12 protein-coding genes are annotated in these 21,626 nt (G+C 70.4%); 3 read left to right on the top strand and 9 right to left on the bottom strand.

Features of this window, described 5'->3' with window-relative positions; translation table 11 throughout:
* The first annotated feature begins 10 nt into the window (after positions 1-10).
* Both AB7I40_RS16025 and AB7I40_RS16030 read left to right on the top strand, forming a co-directional pair.
* Positions 11-4,603, top strand: coding sequence for an ATP-dependent helicase (locus AB7I40_RS16025; RefSeq protein ID WP_428345693.1), 4,593 nt, complete (start codon positions 11-13; stop codon positions 4,601-4,603).
* Complete coding sequence (locus AB7I40_RS16030) at positions 4,596-5,372, top strand: DNA-formamidopyrimidine glycosylase family protein (RefSeq protein WP_428345692.1); 777 nt, start codon at positions 4,596-4,598, stop codon at positions 5,370-5,372. The genes AB7I40_RS16025 and AB7I40_RS16030 overlap by 8 nt, the downstream gene beginning before the upstream one ends.
* 4 nt (positions 5,373-5,376) lie before the next feature.
* On the opposite strand, the gene AB7I40_RS16035 is transcribed toward AB7I40_RS16030, so the two are convergent.
* Both AB7I40_RS16035 and AB7I40_RS16040 read right to left on the bottom strand, forming a co-directional pair.
* Entirely contained in the window at positions 5,377-5,685 is a 309-nt protein-coding gene (locus tag AB7I40_RS16035; protein WP_428345691.1) for a helix-turn-helix domain-containing protein, read from the bottom strand.
* 34 nt (positions 5,686-5,719) lie between these two features.
* Entirely contained in the window at positions 5,720-6,238 is a 519-nt protein-coding gene (locus AB7I40_RS16040) for a CinA family protein (RefSeq protein WP_428345690.1), read from the bottom strand.
* A 37-nt stretch (positions 6,239-6,275) separates the two neighbouring features.
* Here AB7I40_RS16040 and AB7I40_RS16045 point away from each other — a divergent pair, with 37 nt between their 5' ends.
* Positions 6,276-8,129: a glycoside hydrolase family 15 protein gene (locus AB7I40_RS16045; RefSeq protein WP_428348107.1), complete on the top strand. Its 1,854-nt coding sequence runs from the start codon at positions 6,276-6,278 to the stop codon at positions 8,127-8,129.
* Here the strand turns inward: AB7I40_RS16045 and AB7I40_RS16050 are convergent.
* The 7 genes from AB7I40_RS16050 to AB7I40_RS16080 form a co-directional block, all read right to left on the bottom strand.
* Positions 8,107-13,335: an ExeM/NucH family extracellular endonuclease gene (locus tag AB7I40_RS16050; RefSeq protein ID WP_428348108.1), complete on the bottom strand. Its 5,229-nt coding sequence runs from the start codon at positions 13,333-13,335 to the stop codon at positions 8,107-8,109. The two genes, AB7I40_RS16045 and AB7I40_RS16050, sit on opposite strands and share 23 nt — an antisense overlap.
* A gap of 154 nt (positions 13,336-13,489) precedes the next feature.
* Entirely contained in the window at positions 13,490-14,122 is a 633-nt protein-coding gene (pgsA, locus tag AB7I40_RS16055; RefSeq protein ID WP_428347774.1) for a CDP-diacylglycerol--glycerol-3-phosphate 3-phosphatidyltransferase, read from the bottom strand.
* A complete protein-coding gene (rimO, locus tag AB7I40_RS16060) occupies positions 14,122-15,576 on the bottom strand; it encodes a 30S ribosomal protein S12 methylthiotransferase RimO (RefSeq protein ID WP_428347773.1) in 1,455 nt (484 codons plus the stop codon). The genes pgsA and rimO overlap by 1 nt, the downstream gene beginning before the upstream one ends.
* A 97-nt stretch (positions 15,577-15,673) precedes the next feature.
* Positions 15,674-17,533, bottom strand: coding sequence for a helix-turn-helix domain-containing protein (locus AB7I40_RS16065; protein WP_428347772.1), 1,860 nt, complete (start codon positions 17,531-17,533; stop codon positions 15,674-15,676).
* Positions 17,533-20,142, bottom strand: a complete 2,610-nt coding sequence (locus tag AB7I40_RS16070; protein ID WP_428347771.1) for a DNA translocase FtsK — start codon at positions 20,140-20,142, stop codon at positions 17,533-17,535. Before AB7I40_RS16070 ends, AB7I40_RS16065 begins: the two co-directional genes overlap by 1 nt.
* A gap of 190 nt (positions 20,143-20,332) precedes the next feature.
* Positions 20,333-21,208 (bottom strand): M56 family metallopeptidase, encoded by an 876-nt coding sequence (locus tag AB7I40_RS16075; protein WP_428347770.1) that lies wholly within the window; start codon positions 21,206-21,208, stop codon positions 20,333-20,335.
* Positions 21,205-21,585, bottom strand: a complete 381-nt coding sequence (locus AB7I40_RS16080) for a BlaI/MecI/CopY family transcriptional regulator (RefSeq protein ID WP_428347769.1) — start codon at positions 21,583-21,585, stop codon at positions 21,205-21,207. Before AB7I40_RS16080 ends, AB7I40_RS16075 begins: the two co-directional genes overlap by 4 nt.
* Between the last annotated feature and the right edge of the window lie 41 nt (positions 21,586-21,626).

A 21,626-nucleotide genomic window follows, 5' to 3' on the forward strand; every position in this document is an offset into this window, starting at 1 on the left:
AGATGGGCCGGTGAGCACGAACGACCCTCTCGCTGGCTTCAGTGAGCCGACCCGCACCTGGTTCGCGGCCGCCTTCGCCGAGCCGACCCCGGCCCAGGTCGGGGCCTGGGATGCCGTGGGTCGTGGCCAGCACGCCCTCGTCGTGGCTCCGACGGGGTCCGGCAAGACCCTCTCGGCGTTCCTGTGGTCGCTCGACCGGCTCCTGAGCGCCCCGCTGCCGGAGAAGCAGCAGCGCTGCCGGATCCTCTACGTCTCCCCGCTCAAGGCGCTGGCCGTCGACGTCGAGCGCAACCTGCGCGCGCCGCTCACCGGGATCCGGCACACCGCCGACCGACTCGGCACACCCGTCGCGGAGGTCTCGGTCGGACTGCGATCGGGTGACACCTCGGCCGCCGACCGGCGCAGACTGACCACGACGCCGCCGGACATCATGATCACCACCCCCGAGTCGTTCTTCCTGATGCTGACCTCCCAGGCCCGTGAGTCGCTGCGCAGCGTCCAGACCGTGATCATCGACGAGGTGCACGCGGTGGCCGGCACCAAGCGCGGCGCCCACCTGGCGGTGTCCCTGGAGCGACTCGACGCCCTGCTCACCACGCCCGCCCAACGCATCGGGCTCTCCGCGACGGTGCGCCCGCTCGAGGAGGTGGCGCGGTTCCTGGGCGGCACAGCACCGGTCGAGATCGTCGCACCGGTCTCCAGCAAGGAGTGGGACCTGACCGTCGTGGTCCCGGTCGAGGACATGACCGAGATCGGCCAGCCGATCGAGGACGAGGGTGGCGGTTCCGCGGCCGGCGGCACGCGGCGTACGTCGCTGTGGCCGCATGTGGAGGAGCGAGTCGCCGACCTGATCGGGGAGCACCGCTCGACGATCGTGTTCGCCAACTCACGCAGACTGGCCGAGCGCCTGACCGCACGCCTCAACGAGATCGCGGCCGATCGGGCCGGCCTGGGCCCGGACGGCCCGGTGAGCCCACCGGCCGAGATCATGGCCCAGTCCGGTGTCTCGACCAGCTCCACCGACAACCCGAGCGTCCCGGTGATCGCCCGGGCCCACCACGGATCGGTGAGCAAGGAGCAGCGGGCACTGATCGAGGAGGACCTCAAGCGCGGGCGGTTGCCCTGTGTCGTGGCCACCAGCAGCCTCGAACTGGGCATCGACATGGGCGCGGTGGACCTCGTCATCCAGATCGAGTCACCCCCCTCGGTCGCCAGTGCTCTGCAGCGGGTCGGACGGGCCGGTCACCAGGTGGGCGAGGTGTCACGGGGCATCCTGTTCCCCAAGCATCGCGGTGACCTGGCCCAGACGGCGGTGGCCGTCGTGCGCATGCGCACCGGCGAGATCGAATCGCTTCGGGTGCCCGCCAACCCGCTCGACGTCCTGGCCCAGCAGGTGGTGGCCGCCGTCGCCCTGGAAGCGTGGGACGTCGACCGGCTCTACGAGCTGTTCCGCCACACCGCGAGCTTCACCTCGCTCCCCCGCAGCGCCTACGACGCCACTCTCGACCTGCTGGCCGGCCGCTACCCCTCCGACGAGTTCGCCGAGCTGCGCCCGCGCATCGTGTGGGATCGGATCACCGGACAGATCACCGGGCGCCCCGGCGCCCAGCGCCTCGCGGTCACCAGCGGCGGCACCATCCCCGACCGGGGGCTCTTCGGGGTCTTCCTTGTCGGCGGGGAGGGCCCGGGCCGTCGGGTCGGGGAGCTGGATGAGGAGATGGTCTACGAGTCACGGGTCGGCGACGTCTTCGCGCTCGGTGCCACGTCGTGGCGGATCGAGGACATCACCCATGACCGGGTCCTGGTGAGCCCGGCCCCCGGTGTCCCGGGTCGGCTGCCCTTCTGGAAGGGCGACGGCCTCGGCAGACCCGCGGAGCTGGGTGAAGCCGTAGGTGCGTGGACGCGTGAGCTCGGATCCATGAAGAGGGACGCGGCGCTGGCTGAGGCCACGGCGGCCGGGCTCGACGACTGGGCTGCCAACAACCTGGTCACCTACCTCACCGAGCAGCGCGAGGCGACCCAGGTGCTGCCGAGCGATCGCACACTGGTGGTGGAGCGGTTCCGTGACGAGCTGGGCGACTGGCGACTGGTGGTGCACTCGCCCTATGGCACCCCCGTGCACGCACCCTGGGCCCTGGCGATCAACACGAGGCTGCGCGAACGCTACGGGGTCGAGGCGTCGGCGGTCGCTTCCGACGACGGGATCGTGTTGCGCATCCCGGACACCGACGTCGAGCCGCCGGGTGGTGAGGTGGTCGTCTTCGAACCGGACGAGATCGAACAGCTCGTCACGGCTGAGGTGGGCGGCTCCTCCCTGTTCGCCTCGAGGTTCCGCGAGTGCGCGGCGCGGGCCCTGCTGCTGCCCCGTCGTGATCCCGGGCGTCGGTCACCGCTGTGGCAACAACGCCAGCGCAGCGCCCAGCTGCTCGACGTGGCCTCGAAGTACCCCGCCTTCCCCATCGTGCTCGAAGCTGTGCGCGAGGTCTTGCAGGACGTCTACGACCTGCCCTCGCTGATCGGGCTGATGAAGAAGGTCGAGCGGCGCGAGGTGCGGGTGGTCGACGTGACCACCCAGTCACCCTCGCCCTACGCACGCAGCCTGCTGTTCGGCTACGTCGCCCAGTTCGTCTACGAGGGGGACTCCCCCATCGCCGAACGCCGAGCGGCCGCCCTGAGCCTCGACCAGGGTCTCCTGGCCGAGCTGCTGGGTCGTGCCGAGCTGCGCGAGCTCCTCGATCCCGATGTCCTGACCGAGGTCGAGGCCGAGCTTCAGCGACTCGCCCCGGACCGTCGAGCCCGCGATGCCGAAGGGGTGGCCGACCTGCTGCGCCTCCTGGGACCGCTGTCCACTGACGAGGTCGGCGAGCGTTGCGTCAACGCTGCGGACGCCCGAGGCTGGCTGTCGGTCCTGACCGAGTCACGTCGGGTGGTGCCGATCCGGATGGCCGGTGCCGAGCGCTGGGCCGCGGTCGAGGACGTAGCCAGACTGCGCGACGGCTTGGGCGTTCCGGTCCCACCCGGCACTCCGGAGGTGTTCGCCGAGGCGGTGGAGGACCCCCTGGCCGACCTGGTGTCCCGCTACGCGCGCACCCACGGGCCCTTCACGACCCCCGATGTCGCCGAACGGCTGGGGCTCGGCACCGCGGTGGTCCGCCACACCCTGCAACGGCTTGCTGCTTCCGGGCGGCTGCTCGAAGGCGAGTTCCGACCCTCCGGCTCGGGCAGCGAGTGGTGCGACGCCGAGGTGCTGCGCCGACTGCGGCGGCGCTCCCTGGCCCGCCTGCGCCACGAGGTGGAGCCGGTCGAGCCCGCGGTCCTGGGACGGTTCCTGCCTGCGTGGCAGCACCTGGTCCCCACAAACTCGACCGGCAGCAGCCGTCGCGGTTCGCTGCGTGGCGTGGACGGCGTCGTCAGCGCCATCGAGCAGCTCGCCGGCTGTCCCGTGCCGGCCTCTGCACTTGAGCCGCTGGTGCTCTCGGCTCGGGTCGTCGACTACGAGCCCGCGATGCTCGATGAGCTGAGCGCGACCGGTGAGGTGATCTGGGCCGGACACTCTCCGCTGCCCGGCAACGACGGCTGGGTGTCGGTGCATCTGGCCGACCAGGCGGCCCTGACCCTCCCCGCACCAGGTGAGCTCGAGCTCACCGAGGCGCACCAGGCGGTGCTGGACGCGCTCGCTCCGGGTGGCGCCTGGTTCTTCAGGCAGCTGTCGAGTGCCGTCGGCAGCCAGGACGACCGCGCGCTGTCGACCGCGCTCTGGGACCTGGTGTGGGCGGGCCGCGTCACCAACGACACCCTGGCACCGTTGCGGGCGCTGACCAGTTCCGGCCGCACCACCCACCGCACCCGTCGTACGCCGCCGCGAGCGCGCGGCGCCCGGGGGCGCCCCGGCCTCCCGACCCGGTCGGGTCCGCCAGAGACGGCCGGCCGCTGGTCCGTGCTGCCCGCGGTCGACACCGACCCCACCAAACGGGCCCACGCCGTCGCGGAGGCGCTGCTCGACCGGCACGGGGTCGTCACCCGGGGAGCGGTGATGAGCGAACGGGTGGCTGGCGGATTCGCAGCGGTCTACCGCGTGCTGACCGCCTTCGAGGACTCCGGTCGCTGCCGTCGGGGCTATTTCGTCGACGGCCTCGGCGCTGCCCAGTTCGGCACGGTCGGCGCGATCGACCGGCTGCGGACCTACGTCGAGATCCCACCTGACGCCAAGCCCGCTGCGGTGACCCTGGCCGCCACCGACCCGGCCAATCCCTACGGAGCCGCCCTCCCGTGGCCTGAGCGGGTGGACGGCGAGACCGGTCATCGGCCGGGTCGCAAGGCCGGCGCCCTCGTGGTGCTGGTGGACGGCGCGTTGGGGCTCTACGTCGAGCGTGGCGGCCGCACCCTGCTCACCTTCACCGAGTCCCCCGACCGGCTGGGACCTGCGTGTCAGGCGCTCGCCGACGCGGTCCGCCGCGGAGCGCTGGGACGCCTCACCGTGGAGAAGGCCGACGGTTCGGCGCTCCTGGGACGCTCGGACAACGCACTGCGCACCGCTTTGGAGGATGCTGGGTTCGTGGCCACCCCCCGAGGACTCCGGATCCGAGAGGGGACGCGTGCCTGAAGGCGACACCGTGTGGAGGGCCGCCCGCTCACTCGACCGGGCGCTGGCGGGGCACGTGCTGACCCGCACGACGTTCCGCGTGCCGCAGCTCGCCACCGTCGACCTGACCGGGGGGATCCTGAGGCGCACGCTGTCACGCGGCAAGCACCTGTTGACCCACATCGACGACGCCCCCCAGCACTGGACGCTGCACACCCACTTCAAGATGGAGGGCTCGTGGCACATCTACCAGCACGGCCAGCGCTGGCGTCGCCCGGCCCATGAGGCCCGGGTCGTGTTGGAGACGGTCGACCGCGTGTGCGTCGGCTTCGCCCTCGGCATCGTCGAGCTGCTGCCCCGCTCGGAGGAGGAGCGCGCTGTGGGACACCTCGGTCCCGACCTGCTCGGCGACGACTGGGATGTCGAGGAGGCCGTGCGTCGCCTCTGCCTTCAGCCCGATCGGCCCGTGGGTGAGGCCCTCCTGGATCAGCGCAACCTGGCCGGCATCGGCAACATCTACCGCAATGAGCTCTGCTTCCTGGCCGGGATCCGCCCCACCCGGCACGTCGCTGACGTCCCCGACCTGCCGCGCCTGGTCAAGCGCGCGAAGGCGCTGCTGGAGGCCAACAAGGAGCGCACCGAGCAGACCACCACAGGCGATCTGGGCAAGGGTCGACGCAGCTGGGTCTACCGCCAGCGGCAGTGTCGTCGCTGTGGCACAGCCGTCGAGGTCGCCCAGGACGACCGCGACCGGGCGATGTACTGGTGCCCCCAGTGCCAGCCCGGGTGAGAGCTCAGGCGGCGGAGGCGACCACGTCGCGGTTGTGGGCACCGACCTTGATCGGCGTCGCCGCGATCAGCAGCGCGGCCTCCTCGAGCGCCACGGCATCACTGACGTCGCGCAGCACATCGGAGAGCGGCACGTCGAGAGCCGAGCACAGGGATGCCAGGAGCTCTGAGGAGGCTTCCTTCTGGCCACGCTCGATCTCGGAGATGTAGCCCAAGCTCACCCTGGCCTCTGCGGAGACCTCACGCAGGGTCATGCCACGCTGCATCCGCTGACCGCGGAGCACTTCGCCCAGAAGGCGACGAAACAGCACCATGAGCGTGGTCCTTTCCAAGTCGATAGGGGCAACGCTACCCGAGGGGGGTTTCTTCCCCTACGGAACTCCCCCGATCCGTGGACACCTGTTCGCTGAGGGCAGACAGCGCAGCCTGCACCGTCTGTGCCCGGATCGCGTCGCGATCACCGTCCAGCGCGCAGGCCACGTGACCCACACCTGCCGGTCCGGCAACCCCCACGAAGACAGTCCCGACAGCCTTGCCCTCCTGGGCCTCCGGGCCGGCGACGCCGGTGGTGCTGACGGCGTACGTCGCGCCGGTCAACGCCCGCACCCCCACGGCCATGGCCTCGGCGCACTCGGGGGAGACCACACCGGGGCCGGACACCACCGCGGCGGGCACGCCCAGGACCGACACCTTCAGCTCGGTGGCATAGGTCACCACTCCCCCGAGGTAGACCGCCGACGATCCGGACACCGACGTGAACGCAGCCCCGACGAGACCACCGGTCAAAGACTCCGCGGTCGCGACCGTCGCCCGGGCAGCCAGCAACTGAGCCTGAAGGCTGTGCGGTGTCGTCGGCGAAGTCGTCATCTGACGATCGTAGGCGGCCACGGGTACGTTGCCTGACATGACGAACGAGCCCCGGTTGGCCATCGAGGACTACGCACTGCTGGGTGACCGGCACACGGCTGCCCTGGTCGGCACCAACGGCTCCATCGACTGGCTGTGCCTGCCCCGCTTCGACTCCCCGGCCTGCTTCGCCGCCATCCTCGGCACCGAGGACCATGGCCACTGGCAGCTGTGCCCCACCGGCACCTATGCCGTCACCCGGCGCTACCTCGGGCGCTCGGCTGCTCTCGAGACCACGTTCACGACCGCCACCGGCGAGGTGACGCTCCTCGACGTGATGCCCACCGTCGAGGACCGTGCCGACCTCGTGCGCGTCGTCACCGGGGTCAGCGGCACTGTGGAGCTGCAGCACGACTGGGTGGTGCGGATGGAGTACGGCGAGATCCGCCCCTGGGTGCGCCGTGAGATCGTCGAGGGCCAGCAGGTCATCGTGGCCGTCGCCGGACCCGACAAGCTGGTCCTGCGCGGACCGCGGCTGCCCGTCGCGATCGACCACCACCACCAGGACACCTTCGACGTGACGGCCGGAGAGACCCTGAGCTTCTCCACCACGTGGATCCCATCCCACGTGGAGACCCCGGCCGGGCTCGACTACTCCGGACCCATCGCCGACACCATCGCCGAGGCGGAGGACTGGGCAGCAGGCTGCCAGGTCGACGTCCCCCACGCCGACGTCGTACGCCGCTCGCTGCTCACCCTGCGTCTGCTGACCCACGCCGAGACCGGGGGCATCGTGGCCGCGCCCACGACCTCGCTGCCCGAGGACTTCGGCGGGGAGCGCAACTGGGACTACCGGTTCTGCTGGCTGCGAGACGCCGCGCTCACCCTGGAGTCGCTGGTGGACGCCGGCTACACCGACGAGGCGCGCCTGTGGCGCAACTGGCTGCTGCGCGCGGTCGCGGGTGACCCCGAGGACCTGCAGATCATGTACACCGTGGACGGGGGCCGCCGGTTGCCCGAGCGCACCCTGGACCACCTGTCCGGCTATGCCGGCTCCAGCCCGGTGCGGGTCGGCAACGCCGCCGCCGAGCAGCGCCAGAGCGACGTCCTGGGTGAGGTCATGGTGGCGCTCGAACGGGCACGGTTGGGCGGACTCGAGCCCGATCCGCTGGCCTGGGCGCTGCAGCGCGCCCTGATCGACGACCTGGCCCGGCAGTGGCAGGAACCCGACAACGGACTGTGGGAGATCCGAGGTCCGATGCGCCACTTCACCCACTCCCGGGCGATGGTCTGGGCCGCCTTCGACCGCGCGGTGCGCGCCGTGGAGGAGACCGGTGCCACCGGGGACGTCGATCGGTGGCGGGAGATCCGCGATGCGGCCCGCGACGAGGTGCTGACCCGGGGCTTCAACGCGGCGGCCAACACGTTCACCCAGCACTACGAGACGACGGAGGTCGACGCCTCGCTGTTGGTGCTCCCGCTGATCGGGTTCATCGACGGAGACGACCCGCGCATGCTCGGCACGATCGAGGCCATCGAGCGCGACCTGATGCGCGACGGCCTGTTGATGCGCTATCGCACCAGGAGCGGGGTGGACGGGTTGTCCGGTTCCGAGCACCCGTTCCTGGCGTGCTCGTTCTGGCTCGTCTCGGCCTATGCCGCTGCCGGACGGACCGACGACGCGCACGCCCTGTTCGACCGCCTGGTCGGGCTCTGCAACGACGTCGGGCTGCTCTCCGAGGAGTACGACGCCGCCACCGGGACGATGGTCGGGAACTTCCCCCAGGCGTTCAGCCACCTGACCCTGGTCCAGGCCGCGTTCAACCTGGCCAGGGCCGACGCAGGCCGACCCGTCGGCACCCGGAGACCGGGCGCCGACGGTCGACCGGCTACTTCACCACCCGGAAGGTGACCGACTTGGCGACCGCTTGCGCAAGGTCGTTGCCGAGGTAGCGCACCACGATCGTCTTCCTGCCCACCAGCTTGTAGGCAGGCAGGGTGATGGTGGCCCGCCCGGCCGAGAGGGGCGAGGCGTAGGTGGTGCCGTTGGCGGTCACGGTGACCCGTCCAGCGACCACGAAGCCGGGTGCGCTCAGCGTGACCGTGACCACCGGTCGGGTGGTGTTGTGGTGGATGACCCCAGGGGTCACCCGAACCGTCATCGTCGGCTCGGCCTTGACCACCCGCACCGAGGTGGTCGTCGACGACGAGCCCACGTTGTCGTCACCGAGGTAGCGCACCTCGAACTGGCGGACCCCGGTGCTGGGGTAGGGGCCCACGCGCAACTCCGCCGTACCGTCGTCCAGGGTGGCGACGGTGACCAGCGAGCCTCCGGAGTAGATCCCCACCAGGCCCTCCGGCATCACCCCGGGAGCCGACACGATGACCGAGACCCGAGCCGTTCCTGACCGCACCGCGACGGACGCGGGCGCGACCGTTGCCTGGACGGTGGCGACGGCCTTGGCGACCACCAGCCGCACGGTCGTGCTGGAAGCGTCGTGCTGGGAGTCACCGAGGTAGCGCACCGTCAGTGCATGGCTGCCCACGGACAGCGCAGTGCCCGGGATCGTCACCGTGGTCTGGCCCGAGGCCAGGGTCCCGGTGCCGATCACGTCCTCCCCGTCGCTGACCTCGACCGTGCCGGTGGCCGGGATGTCCGAGGTCACGCTCACCTCGACCGACCCGTCCGTGCCGTAGGTCATCGCGTCGGCGGTGGCCGAGACGGTGCTGGCGGTGGCGGTGAGCGGCAGTCCGACCTGGGTGCCGCTCGGCGCGGCGATGACCACGACCGTGGCCCGCCCGGCGAGGTCGTCGGGAGCGGTGAAGGAGACCTCGGCTGCCCCGCCGGTGACCGGGAAGTCCCCGACCTTGCGCGAGGAGGTGGCGGTGCGCAGGTAGACCGCGACCGACGTGTTCTGCGGGCTCCCCAGCGAGGTCAGGTCGAGACGCGACACCTGGAAGGACACGTCGTCGCCCGCGATCACCTGCTCGGGGATGCCACTGGAGACGACCTGCTGGCGGGCGAAGTCGGGGGCGATGCCCGCGTGGTCGCGCAGGTAATCGATCCACAGGTCGCGATCGACCAGGCCGGTGTCCTGATGACTGCTCTGGGTGAAGGCGGCGAAGTTGTCACCACCGGTGCCCAGGAAGGAGAACGTCGACACGGTGTACGTCTGCGACGGGTCGATGGGTTCGTCGTCGACGAGGATCGAGGTGATCCGCGAGCCGGCCGGCTGGGTCGGATCCTGCGTGACCCGGACGTTGTCGGACAGGCCGAGAGCCAGGAACGGCCGCGCGGCACCCGTGGGTTGCCACTGCTGCTCGAGCACATCCTTCAACTGGGCGCCGGTCAGGTCGATCGTCCAGATGTTGTTGACGAACGGCAGCACCCCGTTGGCCTCGGCGTAGGTGACAACGCCATCGGTGTCGGCCGGATTGGTGCCCGGGTTGCCGGCGTACGTCAGGTCGGCGCGCATCCCGCCAGGGTTGACGATGCCGATGTCGGCAGCGCCCATCTCGGCCGGCAGTCCGTCGCGCAGGGCGTTGGCCACCAGATCACCCAGGGCCGACTCCGCGCCCCGGTCCTCGGTGCGCGGGGTGGGCGAGACCCACTTCCCGTCGACGTAGGAGCCGTTGCTGTAGGCACGGCTCACGTCGGCGGTGATGGAGCCCACGGGGACGTTGCCGACCGTTGCGGCGTTGGCCAGGGCGGCGTCGACGATGCTCTTGACCTGTGCCACCCGAGGGTACGCCGCGACGAGGTCGGCGTCAGCGACCGCCGTACGGGCCACGTTGCGGGCGGTGTAGGCCGAGACGTCACCGGTGGCCGGGTCGACGGTCAGTTGGACCTGACCGACGTTGTCGCCGTACTGCCCCGTCTGGATGATCGGGCGGGTGCCCGCCTCGCCGGGGATCGGCGCGTCCCAGGCGTAGGCCTGGTGGGTGTGTCCGTTGAAGATGACGTCGACGGCAGGGATGAGGTCGGCCATCTCGGCGAACTCGCCGCCCTTGGCCAGCTCCGTGGCGTAGTCGGACCCGGCTCCCTGGGTGGCACCGGCGTGGAAGCTGGCGACGATCACCTCAGCCTCGCCGTTGGTGTCGTCGCCGTCGCTGAGCTCACCGGCGACCCGGTTGACCGCGTCGACGGGGTCGCCGAAGTCGAGGTCGGTGATTCCCCCAGGACTCACCAGCGAGCTGGTCTCCTCGGTCACCGCGCCGATCACCCCGACAGTGACCCCCTCGACCTCGAAGGTCGCGTACTCGGGGAGCACCGGGTCCTCGGTGCCCTTGGCGTAGACGTTGGCCCCGAGGTAGTCCCACTGTGCGTTGCGCGCCCCGGGTGCGCCGATCACGCGGTCGCGCAGGTCTGCCCAGCCCTTGTCGAACTCGTGGTTGCCCACCGCCGAGGCGTCGAGTCCCAGCGCGTTGAACATGTCGATGGTCGGCTGGTCCTCCGCCACGGCGGAGGCGAACTCGGAGGCCCCGATGAGGTCACCGGCCCCGACCAGCAGCGTGCTGTCGGCCCCACCCTGCTCGGTGAGCTGCTCCACGGTGCCGGCCCACTTCACCGTGGAGGCGTTGATCCGCCCGTGGAAGTCGTTGACCCCCAGCAGGTTGAGCGTCACGGGGCCGGCCTCGGCGGAGACGTCGAGACCGATGACCTCCGGGTTGTGGTCGGAGGCACGGAACGGGTCGGCGGCGTCGAAGAACTCCGTCGCGTTGTAGTTGAACCGGCTGTACTCGAAGGCGACGGACTCACCGGCGTTGATGTCCCAGAGGTCGACACCGGTCACCAGGGCCTCGGCGGCCGGGTTGGCGAGCACGTGGTCCAGGGAGCCGGACAGGCCGCTGAAGCTGTACGACGTCTCGCCGGCGGTGTCGGACTCGAGGTTGGTGTAGCCGTCGGCGTACAGCACCTGGAGGGGGTCCTCCTCGGTGTAGGAGTTGAAGTCGCCGGTCAGGAAGATGGCGTCGGTGCCACGGTCTGCCGCGAACGCGCTGGCGAAGGTCGACAGCGCCTCGGCCTGTGCGATCCGGTCGACGTTGGCGTTGCCCTGACCGTCCGGGTCCGGGGTGCCCGAGCCCTTGGACTTGAAGTGGTTGACGACGACCGTGAAGGCCGAGGAGTTGGCGGCGCCGGCAGGCTTGAAGGCCTGAGCGAGCGGCTCGCGGGCATTGGCGAACGCCGGTGCACCGACGAGCACCTTCGAGGCTCCCACCAGATCGACCGTGGCGGGCTTGTAGATGAAGGCGGTCCGGATCACGTCCTGCTCGGCCAACGCCGGCAGGTCAGCGGCGGCCGGGGACGGTGCGAAGTCCCAGACCGGTGAGCCCGCCGCGGAGTTCAGCGCGTCGACCAGGGTCGACAGGGCGTCGTCACGGTCGGTCTCACCGAGCAGCTTGACGGAGTTCTCGATCTCCTCCAGCGACACGATGTCGGAGCCGAGCCCGTTGATGGCGGTGACGATCTTGGCCTGTTGACGCTCCAGGTCCTCCGCCTCGGCAGCCCCTCGGGGCCCGTCGGGGGTGCAGTTGTTGTTGGTGACCGGATCGCCGGCCCGGTCGTTGTAGTAGGTGCAGGAGCCACCGGCGGCCACGAAGTCGGTGCCGGTGGTGTTGAAGTAGTTCAGCACGTTGAAGGTGGCCAGCCGCAGGTTGCCGCCGACGGCCTGCGGGGCCGCGTTGTCGAGCCGGGTGTTGGCGAAGTCGGCCAGGGCCGAGCCGTCGTCGGTGACCCGGGCCGTGGGCTGGAAGTTCCAGACGTTGTTGCGGAACTCGAGGATCACCGGCTGCTTGAGGGTCGCGGTCGCCCCGACCCGGATCGGGTTGGCCTTCGTCAACCACGGGAGCGGCGTGCCTTGGTTGGCTGCGCTGAGGAAGTTGAGGCTGGCGGCGTCGTCGAGGGTGACGGCGCGAGCGAGGTTGTCGGCCGTCACGGCCTGGACGCCTGCGGTGTCCTGCGCGTCGACGACGTCGGTGGGCTGGATCAGCGGCGTGTTTCCGGTGGCCAGCCCGATCTCGCCGTACTGGTTGGTCGCGAACGTGTTGGTCACCGTGAACGTGTCGGTGGGCGCCAGCAGCTCGCCCTCGTGCGCCTCACGGCTGGCCTCGGTCGTCGGGTAGGCCGCGACCAGGGGCGTCACCGGAGCGTGGGCATCGGCCAGCTGTACGACGTCGGAGGCGGCGGCCGGGGTGATCTCGGTGGTGCCGGAGAACTCGCTGACCGGGCCCGTCACCTCGAGGAAGTCACCGATCTCGACCGCAGCGGCTGTGGCGGCGCTTCCGTAGACGAACACCGCATCGGAGGCGCCCGGGGTGGCGTCGCTCGCGCCGCCGGTGCCTTCGGTCTGGAGGTAGAAGCCGTTGAAGCCACCGGTGGGATAGGCGGCGGTGACCACGCCGCGGGTGGTCGCGATGTCGCCTGCCAGCGGCGAGGCGGCAGCGTTGGTGCCCTGGATCTCCGCGATGCTCGCCTCGACCTCGTCGGGCGGCTCGACGACGGCTCCGGAGTTCTCGGGGGTGGGTGCTCCCTCGGAGAAGTCCACCGCGTTGTTGTCGGTGTCGGCGCCGAGCGCTCCTCGACTGGCCGAGGTGGTGGCGCTCAGAGCCACCCCGGTGTTCGCCGCCTCGAAGGTGGTGGGGGTGGTGCCGTAGCCGACCATGTCGACCACGCCGGTGTTGCCGGCCAGGTTGCCCACCCCGGTGAAGGGGCTGGTGCTGGCGATCAGCAGCACCACACCGTTGGAGCCCGACATCGTGATGCCCCCACTGGCGTCGGGGGCAGGCATGGCCGCCCCGACAGCTCCACCGGCTTCCTGCACGAGGTAGTGCTCACCGGCGGGGACCGACCCGGTCAGGTTGGTGACGGTCGGAGTCGTGCCCGTCGCGGAGCGGTACTGCACCGACCAGCCGTCGACCGAGATCGCCGCGGAGGTCGGGTTGTAGAGCTCGATGAAGTCATGGGTGACGAGCGCGTCGGTGTTGCCCCCGGCGCCGTACACCTCGCTGATGACCAGGTCGCTGCCCGCCGGGTTGGCCTCGGCCGGGGACCCGAGGAGACCGGCCGAGAGAAGGGCGAGGGCGAGGCCTGAGATGGCCCCACGGCGCAAAGATGACATACGTATGACTCCGCTGCATTGGAGGACGGCAGCCCCAATCGGCGGCCCGAGATTATGCGTCCGGCAACGGCGTACGCCGTGCCTTCGCCCGCACGTTAGCCGTTGTGCCGGAAATGTGGCACCCAGGACGGGTAAATGATTGCCAACGTCCGGGTCACGACTTGGTGACGGTTGCCCGTTGCCGCCACACGTCGCGGAAGAACTCGTAGCCCGACCACAGCGTCATTGCCACTGCGGCGGCCAGGAAGACCTGCGCGGTGTAGAAGACGAACTCGCCCGCGATGCCGAACCTGTCGAAGTTGCCGTCGTGCGCGTCGCCATGGGGCAGCGGCAGGATCAGGCCGGCCAGTGCGAAGCCCTGCAGCACGGTCTTGATCTTGCCGCTCTGCGCGGCCGGGATCACGACGTTCTTGAGCACCGAGAGGCGCAGCAGGGTCACGCTCCACTCGCGCAGCAGGACGACGGCCGTCACCCACCACCAGATGTCCCCGGTGATCGAGAGGCCGACGAACGCCATCCCCGTGATGGCCTTGTCCGCGATGGGGTCGGCGATCTTGCCGAAGTTGGTGACGAGGTTGTACTTGCGGGCGTAGTCGCCGTCGATCTTGTCGGTGACCATGGCGACCGCGAAGATCACGAAGGCCACGCTGCGCCACAGGACCGAGTCGCCGCCGTCGACCAGCAGGGCCCAGCCGAAGAAGGGCACCAGCACGATGCGCAACGTCGTGAGCACGTTGGGGACGTTGAAGTTGCTCACCCGACCAGAGGGAGCCCCGGCGTCGCTCATCAGACCAACGCCTCGGCCAGCAGGTCGACCCCGTCGGTCCCGGTCACGACAGCCTCGACGATGTCGCCGATCCGAGCACCACCGGCTCCGGACACCGTCGTCGTGCCGTCGACCTCGGGGCCCTGCTCCGCGGCCCGTCCCTCGACCACACCGTCGGCCAGCGATTCGATGAGCACCGAGACAGTCTGCCCGATCCGCTCCTCGGCGCGCTGAGCATTGAGCTCCTCGACCAGCGAGGTCACGTGCTCGGTGCGCTCGGCGATGGTGTCGGCATCGAGCTTCCCGTCATAGGAGGCTGCTTCCGTGCCGTCCTCGTCGGAGTAGCCGAACACGCCGGTGACGTCCATCCGGGCCGCTTCCAGGAAGTCGCACAGGACCGCCAGGTCCTCCTCGGTCTCCCCGGGGAACCCGACGATCACGTTGGAGCGCACGCCGGCGCTCGGGCTGAGGGCGCGGATGCGTTCCAGGAGGTCGAGGAAGCTCTCGGGGTCTCCGAATCGCCTCATCCGGCGCAGCACCGTCGCGGAGGCGTGTTGGAAGGAGAGGTCGAAGTAGGGCACCACGCCGGGCGTGGTGGCGATCGCCTCGATCAGGCCCGGTCGGGTCTCGGCCGGCTGGAGGTAGGACACCCGCACCCGCTCCACACCCTCCAGGGCGGTCAGCTCGGGCAGCAGGGTCTCCAGCAGGCGCAGGTCGCCGAGGTCCTTTCCGTAGGAGGTGGAGTTCTCGCTGACCAGGAACAGCTCCTTGACCCCCTGATCGGCCAACCAGCGACCCTCCTGGATGACATCGCTGGGTCGGCGGGACACGAAGCTGCCGCGGAAGCTCGGGATCGCACAGAACGAACAGCGCCGGTCACAGCCACTGGCCAGCTTCAGGGGCGCCATCGGGCCACCCTCGAGACGGCGGCGAACGGTGCGCGGGCCGGTCGCCGGGGCGCCGGTGCCGAGCTCGTCGGTGGAACTGCCGTGACCGGGGACCGAGAGCGCCGAGGCGTCACGGTCGACCGGGCTGATGGCCAGCAGCCGACGGCGGTCCTGCGGAGTGTGGGGGTGGTGGACCTCGCCGGACACGATCGAGCGCAACCGGGCCGCGATGTCAGGATAGTCGTCGAAGCCGAGGATGGCGTCGGCCTCGGGCATCGACTCGGCCAGGTCCTTGCCGTAGCGCTCGGCCAAGCAGCCCACCGCCACGACAGCCTTGGTGCTGCCGGTCTCCTTGAGGTCGGCGGCCGCCAGCAGCGTGTCGACCGAGTCCTTCTTGGCGGCCTCCACGAAGCCGCAGGTGTTGACCACGACGGTGTCGGCGTCCGCCGGGTCGTCGACCAGCCGGAAGCCATCAGCCTCCAGCCGGCCGGCAAGCTCCTCGGAGTCGACCTCGTTGCGCGCGCAGCCGAGCGTCACCATCGCGACAGAGAGCAGGCCGTCGCCGGCTCGAGTGGTGTGAGTAGTCATAGTCGGTGACGAGTATGCCGTCTGGGATGGTCACGACCTAAGCGCGCGGTCCCCACACCCGGGAACCGTGGCCCGACGCGCATGCTGTCCCGGTCTGCTATTTCGCCGTGAACCGGCCCTGTGCGGGCCGTCCGGCAGGACCGAGGCGACCGCGCTCCTTGCCGTCGACGGTGACCTTGAGGGCGCCACCGTCCGACGCCTTCACGCTGATGGGAGGCTGTGCCCTGACCTTGTTGGACTGACCCTTGGTCAGGTCGTCGGTGAAGACGATCTCACCGTTCCCGTCGCGCACCACGACGTGGACCGGGCCCGAGGCCGACACCGTGACCGGGATAGGCGTGGCGATGACCGCGGCCGGCTGGCGCTGCTGGGACACCGACCCGTTCAACGCCGGGGCCGGCTGCTCGAACTCGGCCGGGTCGTCCATGACCAGCCGAGCGATCGACCAGGCGAGCACGAGCGCCATCACGACCCCGATCAGCAGGGACCAGTTCGTCCCGCCCCGGGTGGACCTGATGCTGCCGCCCCTGCCGGTGGCAAGCTCCGCCTCGAACACCCGCCGAGGACTGATCGGCGCATCGGCGTACCGCTCGTCGTAGGTGGCCAGCAGGGGGGAGACGTCGACGCCGAGGACGCGGGCGAGGGTGCGCAGGTGGCCACGGGCGTAGAAGTCGCCGCCACAGGGCACGAAGTCGTCGACCTCGATCGACTCGATCACGTGTGGTCGGATCCGGGTGCGGTCGGCGAGCTGGTCGACGCTCAGGCCGAGGCGGGTGCGCGCGGCCAGGAGTTCCGGCCCGATCACCGGGTCCGGCACGGGCTCGGCGCCCACGTCCTCGAGGACCAGCGGCTCAACCGGCTCACCGGGCTTGGCGATCGGAGTGACACCCTGCCCCCAGACCACGGTCTCCTCGAGGTCCGGGTCGGCGCCGCGGCGCAGCTCTCCGGCCTCCGGCAGGTCTCGTCGGGCAGCCTCCTCGCCGCGAGCCAGGTTGAGGGCGGTGGCACCGCGCACGAGGTCGCGACCGACCTCGGAGGTCACCTCGGTACGCCGGGCGGCGCCCACCTCGCGCAACGGTGACGGAGTGGCACTGGCGACCAGCGGCTGGGTGACCTCGATGTCGTCCCACCCGTGGGACGGTTCGCTCTGCGCGTCGTCCCCGGCTCCGCCACGCGACAGTCGTGCGGCGATCGAGTCGATCCCGGCGGCCAGCCGCGGTCGGGGGTCGCGCCAGAGGCGGCGCGGTCCATCGCTCGGGTCTGCCTCATCGGGCTCGTGCGTCGCGTCGTCTGCCTCGGGCAGGTCTTCGGGATAGGTGTCCCCGTCCTGCTCGTCGGTCTCGAGGACAAGGGGTTCGACGATCTCCGTGCGGCCAGCAGCCAGACCCCGCAGGGCCTCGGCCAGATCTCCGTCGGCACCGACCACACGGGTGCTCAGGCCGAGCGGCACGGCGAGCGGCGCGCCGTACAGGGTGCGGCTCAGCGACACCTGACGCCGACCGCCTTTGTCGATCTCGGCGAGCAGGCGCTCGAGGTTGCGCGGCTCCAGCACGAGCCGTCCGTCGCGCAGCAGGCCGCGACGGGGCTCCACCCGGGCCTCGGCCAGGGCTCCCCACGGCACACCACGCCAGGTGCGGCCCAGACGGATACGCACGCCCAGGCCATCGGCCACGAGCAACGGGGTCCGCGCGTCCACGAAGGCGCGCAGGTAGGTCACGGCGACCAGGCCCATCACGACCACGAGGGCCCAGTCGAGCGCGGCCCCGGTCCGGGCGGCCCGACTCAGGTAGGCGATGGACACCGCCGAGGCGGCGGCACCCACGAATGCGGCGACGCCGGAACTGCGGCGTACCTCGACGTTGTCGGTGACGGGGTGCGGCTCGTCAGCGGACTGCGGGGCCGTCTCGTGCCCCTCGTCCTCGTGCCTGATCTCGTCATGGGCCTCGGCTGTGTTCACTACTCCCCCTGCAAGGTGATGATGACTGCGTCGATCTCATCGGGCTTGACCAGCACGTCACGTGCCTTGGAGCCCTCACTCGGCCCGACCACTCCCCGGCTCTCCAGGATGTCCATCAGCCGACCGGCCTTCGCGAACCCGACCCGCAGCTTGCGCTGCAACATCGAGGTGGAGCCGAACTGGGTCGAGACCACGAGCTCGACGGCCTGGATGACCAGTTCCATGTCGTCGCCGATGTCGTCGTCCAGCTCGCGACGAGCGGCCGCCGGAGCGGTCACGTCCTCGCGGTAGGTCGGTTGCAGCTGCGTCTTGCAGTGCTTGACGACCAGGGCGATCTCCGCCTCGGTGACCCACGAGCCCTGGATTCGCGCAGGCTTGCTCGCGCCCATCGGCAGGAAGAGGCCGTCACCCTGACCGACGAGCTTCTCGGCTCCCGGCTGGTCCAGGATGACCCGGCTGTCGGCCAGGCTGGAGGTGGCGAACGCCAGTCTCGAGGGCACGTTGGCCTTGATCAGGCCGGTGACGACGTCGACGGAAGGGCGCTGCGTGGCCAGCACCAGGTGGATCCCCGCTGCGCGTGCCAGTTGGGTGATCCGGACGACCGCGTCCTCGACGTCTCGCGGGGAGACCATCATCAGGTCGGCGAGCTCGTCGACGATCACCAGGAGATAGGGGTACGGCGTCAGCACCCGCTCGCTGCCCGCCGGCACCTGGATCTTGCCCGCCCGCACCGCCTTGTTGAAGTCGTCGACGTGCCGGAACCCGAAGTTGGCCAGGTCGTCGTAACGCAGGTCCATCTCGCGCACCACCCAGGCCAGGGCCTCGGCGGCCTTCTTCGGGTTGGTGATGATCGGCGTGATCAGGTGCGGCACACCTTCGTAGGCGTTGAGCTCGACCCGCTTGGGGTCGATCATGATCATGCGCACCTCGTCGGGCGTCGAGCGCATCAGGATCGAGGTGATCATGGAGTTGATGAACGACGACTTGCCGGAGCCCGTGGCGCCGGCGACGAGCAGGTGGGGCATCTTGGACAGGTTGGCGACCACGAAGCCACCTTCGACATCCTTGCCGAGCCCGGCCACCATCGGGTGGTGGTCCGAGCGCGCGGTGTTCGAGCGCAGCACGTCGCCGAGCGACACGATCTCCTTGTCCAGGTTGGGGATCTCGATGCCGATCGCGGACTTGCCGGGGATGGGGCTTAGGATCCGGACGTCGGCCGAGGCGACGGCGTAGGAGATGTTCTTCGACAGCGCCGTGACCTTCTCGACCTTGACCGCGGCACCGAGTTCGACCTCGTAGCGCGTGACCGTCGGGCCCCGGGTGTAGCCGGTGACCTGGGCATCGATCGCGAACTCGTCGAGGACCTGCGTCAGCTTGCCGACCACGTCGTCACTGGCCTTGGAGCGGGCCTTGTGCACCGAGCCGGGCTTGAGGACGTCGTTGCCGGGCAGGGTGTAGGTGATGTCACCCGACAGCGAGAGCTGCTCCACCCGTTGGGGCAGTGGCGTGTGCGGCGGAGGTTCGAGGTCTGCCTTGTCCTGGTCCTCGACGCGGAGGTCCACCACGGCCATGGCCTCGGTCGCGGGGCCGCCCTCGGCCTCGGCACCGTCGGCCTCCATCGCCACGTCGAGGGCATCCTTCTTGCGCCGGCGGCGGTTGACCTCGCGGTCCGACAGGACGGGACTGTCGTAGGCGGGGAATCCGGCGCTGGGGTCGATCGTGTCGTCGATGCCGGCGCGGCCCCGGCGCTTGCGTCCGGTGGCCGGCTCCTCGCCCTCGACCGCGGGCGGCACGCCCATCAGGCGGTCCCGGGTCTCAGCCAGGCGGGTGGGGATCAGGTAGACGGGGGTCGCGGTGATGATCAGGACCCCGAAGAAGGCCAGGAGGACCAGGACCGGCACGACGACGTACGGCGTGCGCAGCAGGTCGAGCAGCAGGCTGGACACGACGTAGCCGATCGCGCCGCCGGCGTCGCGCAGGTCGGTGGAGTCACCGAGCACGGGCGCAGGGTTGCCGTTGGCGATGTGCACGATGCCCAGGACCCCGAAGGCGAAGGCGGCCCATCCGATCGCCTGGCGACCGACCGGTCCGTTGTGCTCGGGATCGCGCAGGTTGCGCCAGCCGACGAAGACCAGGACCAGCGGGACGAACCAGCCGACCTTGCCGACCGATCCCTCCACGATCGTCCGGCTGACCTCCATGACGTTGCCGGGCAACTGCCACCACACGGCAGCGGCGCAGACCAGGGCCAGGGCGAACATCAGCAGGCCGAAGCCGTCGCGGCGGTGCTCGGGCTCGAGGTCGCGCGCCGAGCGCCCGATGCTACGGGCGGTGCTCCCGATGAAGTGGGCGATCCCGAGCCAGACCGCGGCAACGCCGCGAGCGACGTGCCCGAAGAGACGGGCGATCGGACCCGGGCCCGAGCGCACCGCGCGTGGGGCAGGCCGACGAGCGCTCGTCGAGCGCTTGCTCGAGGAACGGGTGGGCTTCTTCTTGCTTCCGGTACTCCGTGATCGCGTCGTCGACGTTCCCGATCCACTCTTGGCAGAGGAGGTGCGGGACGTGCTCGAACTCCGCGAACCCGGCGGGGAAGACGTACGGGTCGCCATGCTCTTCAACCTAAGCCACAGTCCCACCAGTCACATGGATCACAGGTGCGTGTCGCTGAGAAACGACTCTGGGGCGCTCGAGGCGGGAGTTTCATCAAGGTATGCAGGTGAACATCCGCTGTCCGTGATGAGTTCACCGAGGTGAGCGGTGGTTGACCTACATACCTTGATGAACCTGACGGGAGCACCCTCAGGCCAGGGACTCCAGCCAGGGCAGGGCGAGGAAGAACGTCGGGAGCGCGACGACCGCGACTCCGGCTGCTGACACGATCGCGGCCTGCCACCGGTGGGGACCGAGGTCCTCCAGGAGGCGGACCCGCGCGACCAGTGAGTCACCGGGTGAAGCAGGCGCCAGACCCAGCCCGGCCGGTGGTGTGCGGGCCTCCGCCAGCACCACCAGCGCCCGGCCCACGATCGGGGCGCCGACGACCCGCGCGGCAGCCCGGTCGGCGAGGACCTCCACGAGCAGGCGCACCTCCTCCAGCGCGGCCCGGCTCGAGACCCACCGCGGATACGCCGCGTGCAGCACCCCGAAGGCTTCGAGCACCAGGTCGTGGCGGGCCCGCAGATGCGCGCGCTCATGGGCAAGCACCGCCGTGAACTCGTCGCTCGTGAGTCGCCCCAGAGCACCACGGGAGACCACGACCCGCGATCGGCTGAGGCCGGGCAGGCAGTAGGCCAGCGGCAGGTCGTGGTCAAGCACCAGCACTCCCCCGTCCCGCCGGGCCAGCAGGTCCACGTGCTCCCGGTGTGCCCGGCGCAGCGCTCGCAGCGACGTGCCGAGACGGTGGCCGCTGAGCAGGAGCTGTCCCAGGACCACCAGGGTCAGCGCCCCGGCGGCCAACGCCACGACGTACCCGACCGGACCGGGCTCGTGACGCCACGCGCGGTCGGTGACCATGGAGAGTCCGGCACCGAGCGCGGCCAGGACGGCGGCGAGCGCCACCCCCTGCCAGAGGACGACGGCCGCCCGCGGCGTACGGCGCAGTGCGGGCCATCTGGCCAGCACGCTCGGTATCGGCCACGCCAGGCACAGGGCCAGCAAGCCCAGCAGGAGCGGGGTCACGTCCGTTCGAGGTCGGCCAGCGCGGCGCGGAGGGCGTCGAGGTCCTCCTGCTTCGCCTCCCCGACGAACGCCACCAGCGCGGTGCGACGGTCGTGCTCGGCAAAGTCGTCGAGCGCGCGACCCATCAGCTCGGCGGTCATCTCCGCGCGACTGGCTCGGGCCCGGTAGTGGTAGGCGCGGCCCTCGCGCTGCTGGGTCACCAGATCCTTGCGCGCCAACCGGTCCATCACGGTCATCACGGTGGTGTAGGCCAGGTCCCGCGAGGCCGAGAGGTCGGCGTGCACCTCACGCACCGTGAACCACTGCTGTGGCTCCGCAGACCACAGATGGTCCATCACGGCACGTTCGAGTTCTCCCATTCGGGACGAAAGACCCATGGTGAGGAGTCTAGGTGCCCTGACCCCAGCCTTACTACTCC

The sequence above is a fragment of the Nocardioides sp. genome (assembly GCF_050246775.1).
Taxonomy (GTDB): domain Bacteria; phylum Actinomycetota; class Actinomycetes; order Propionibacteriales; family Nocardioidaceae; genus Nocardioides.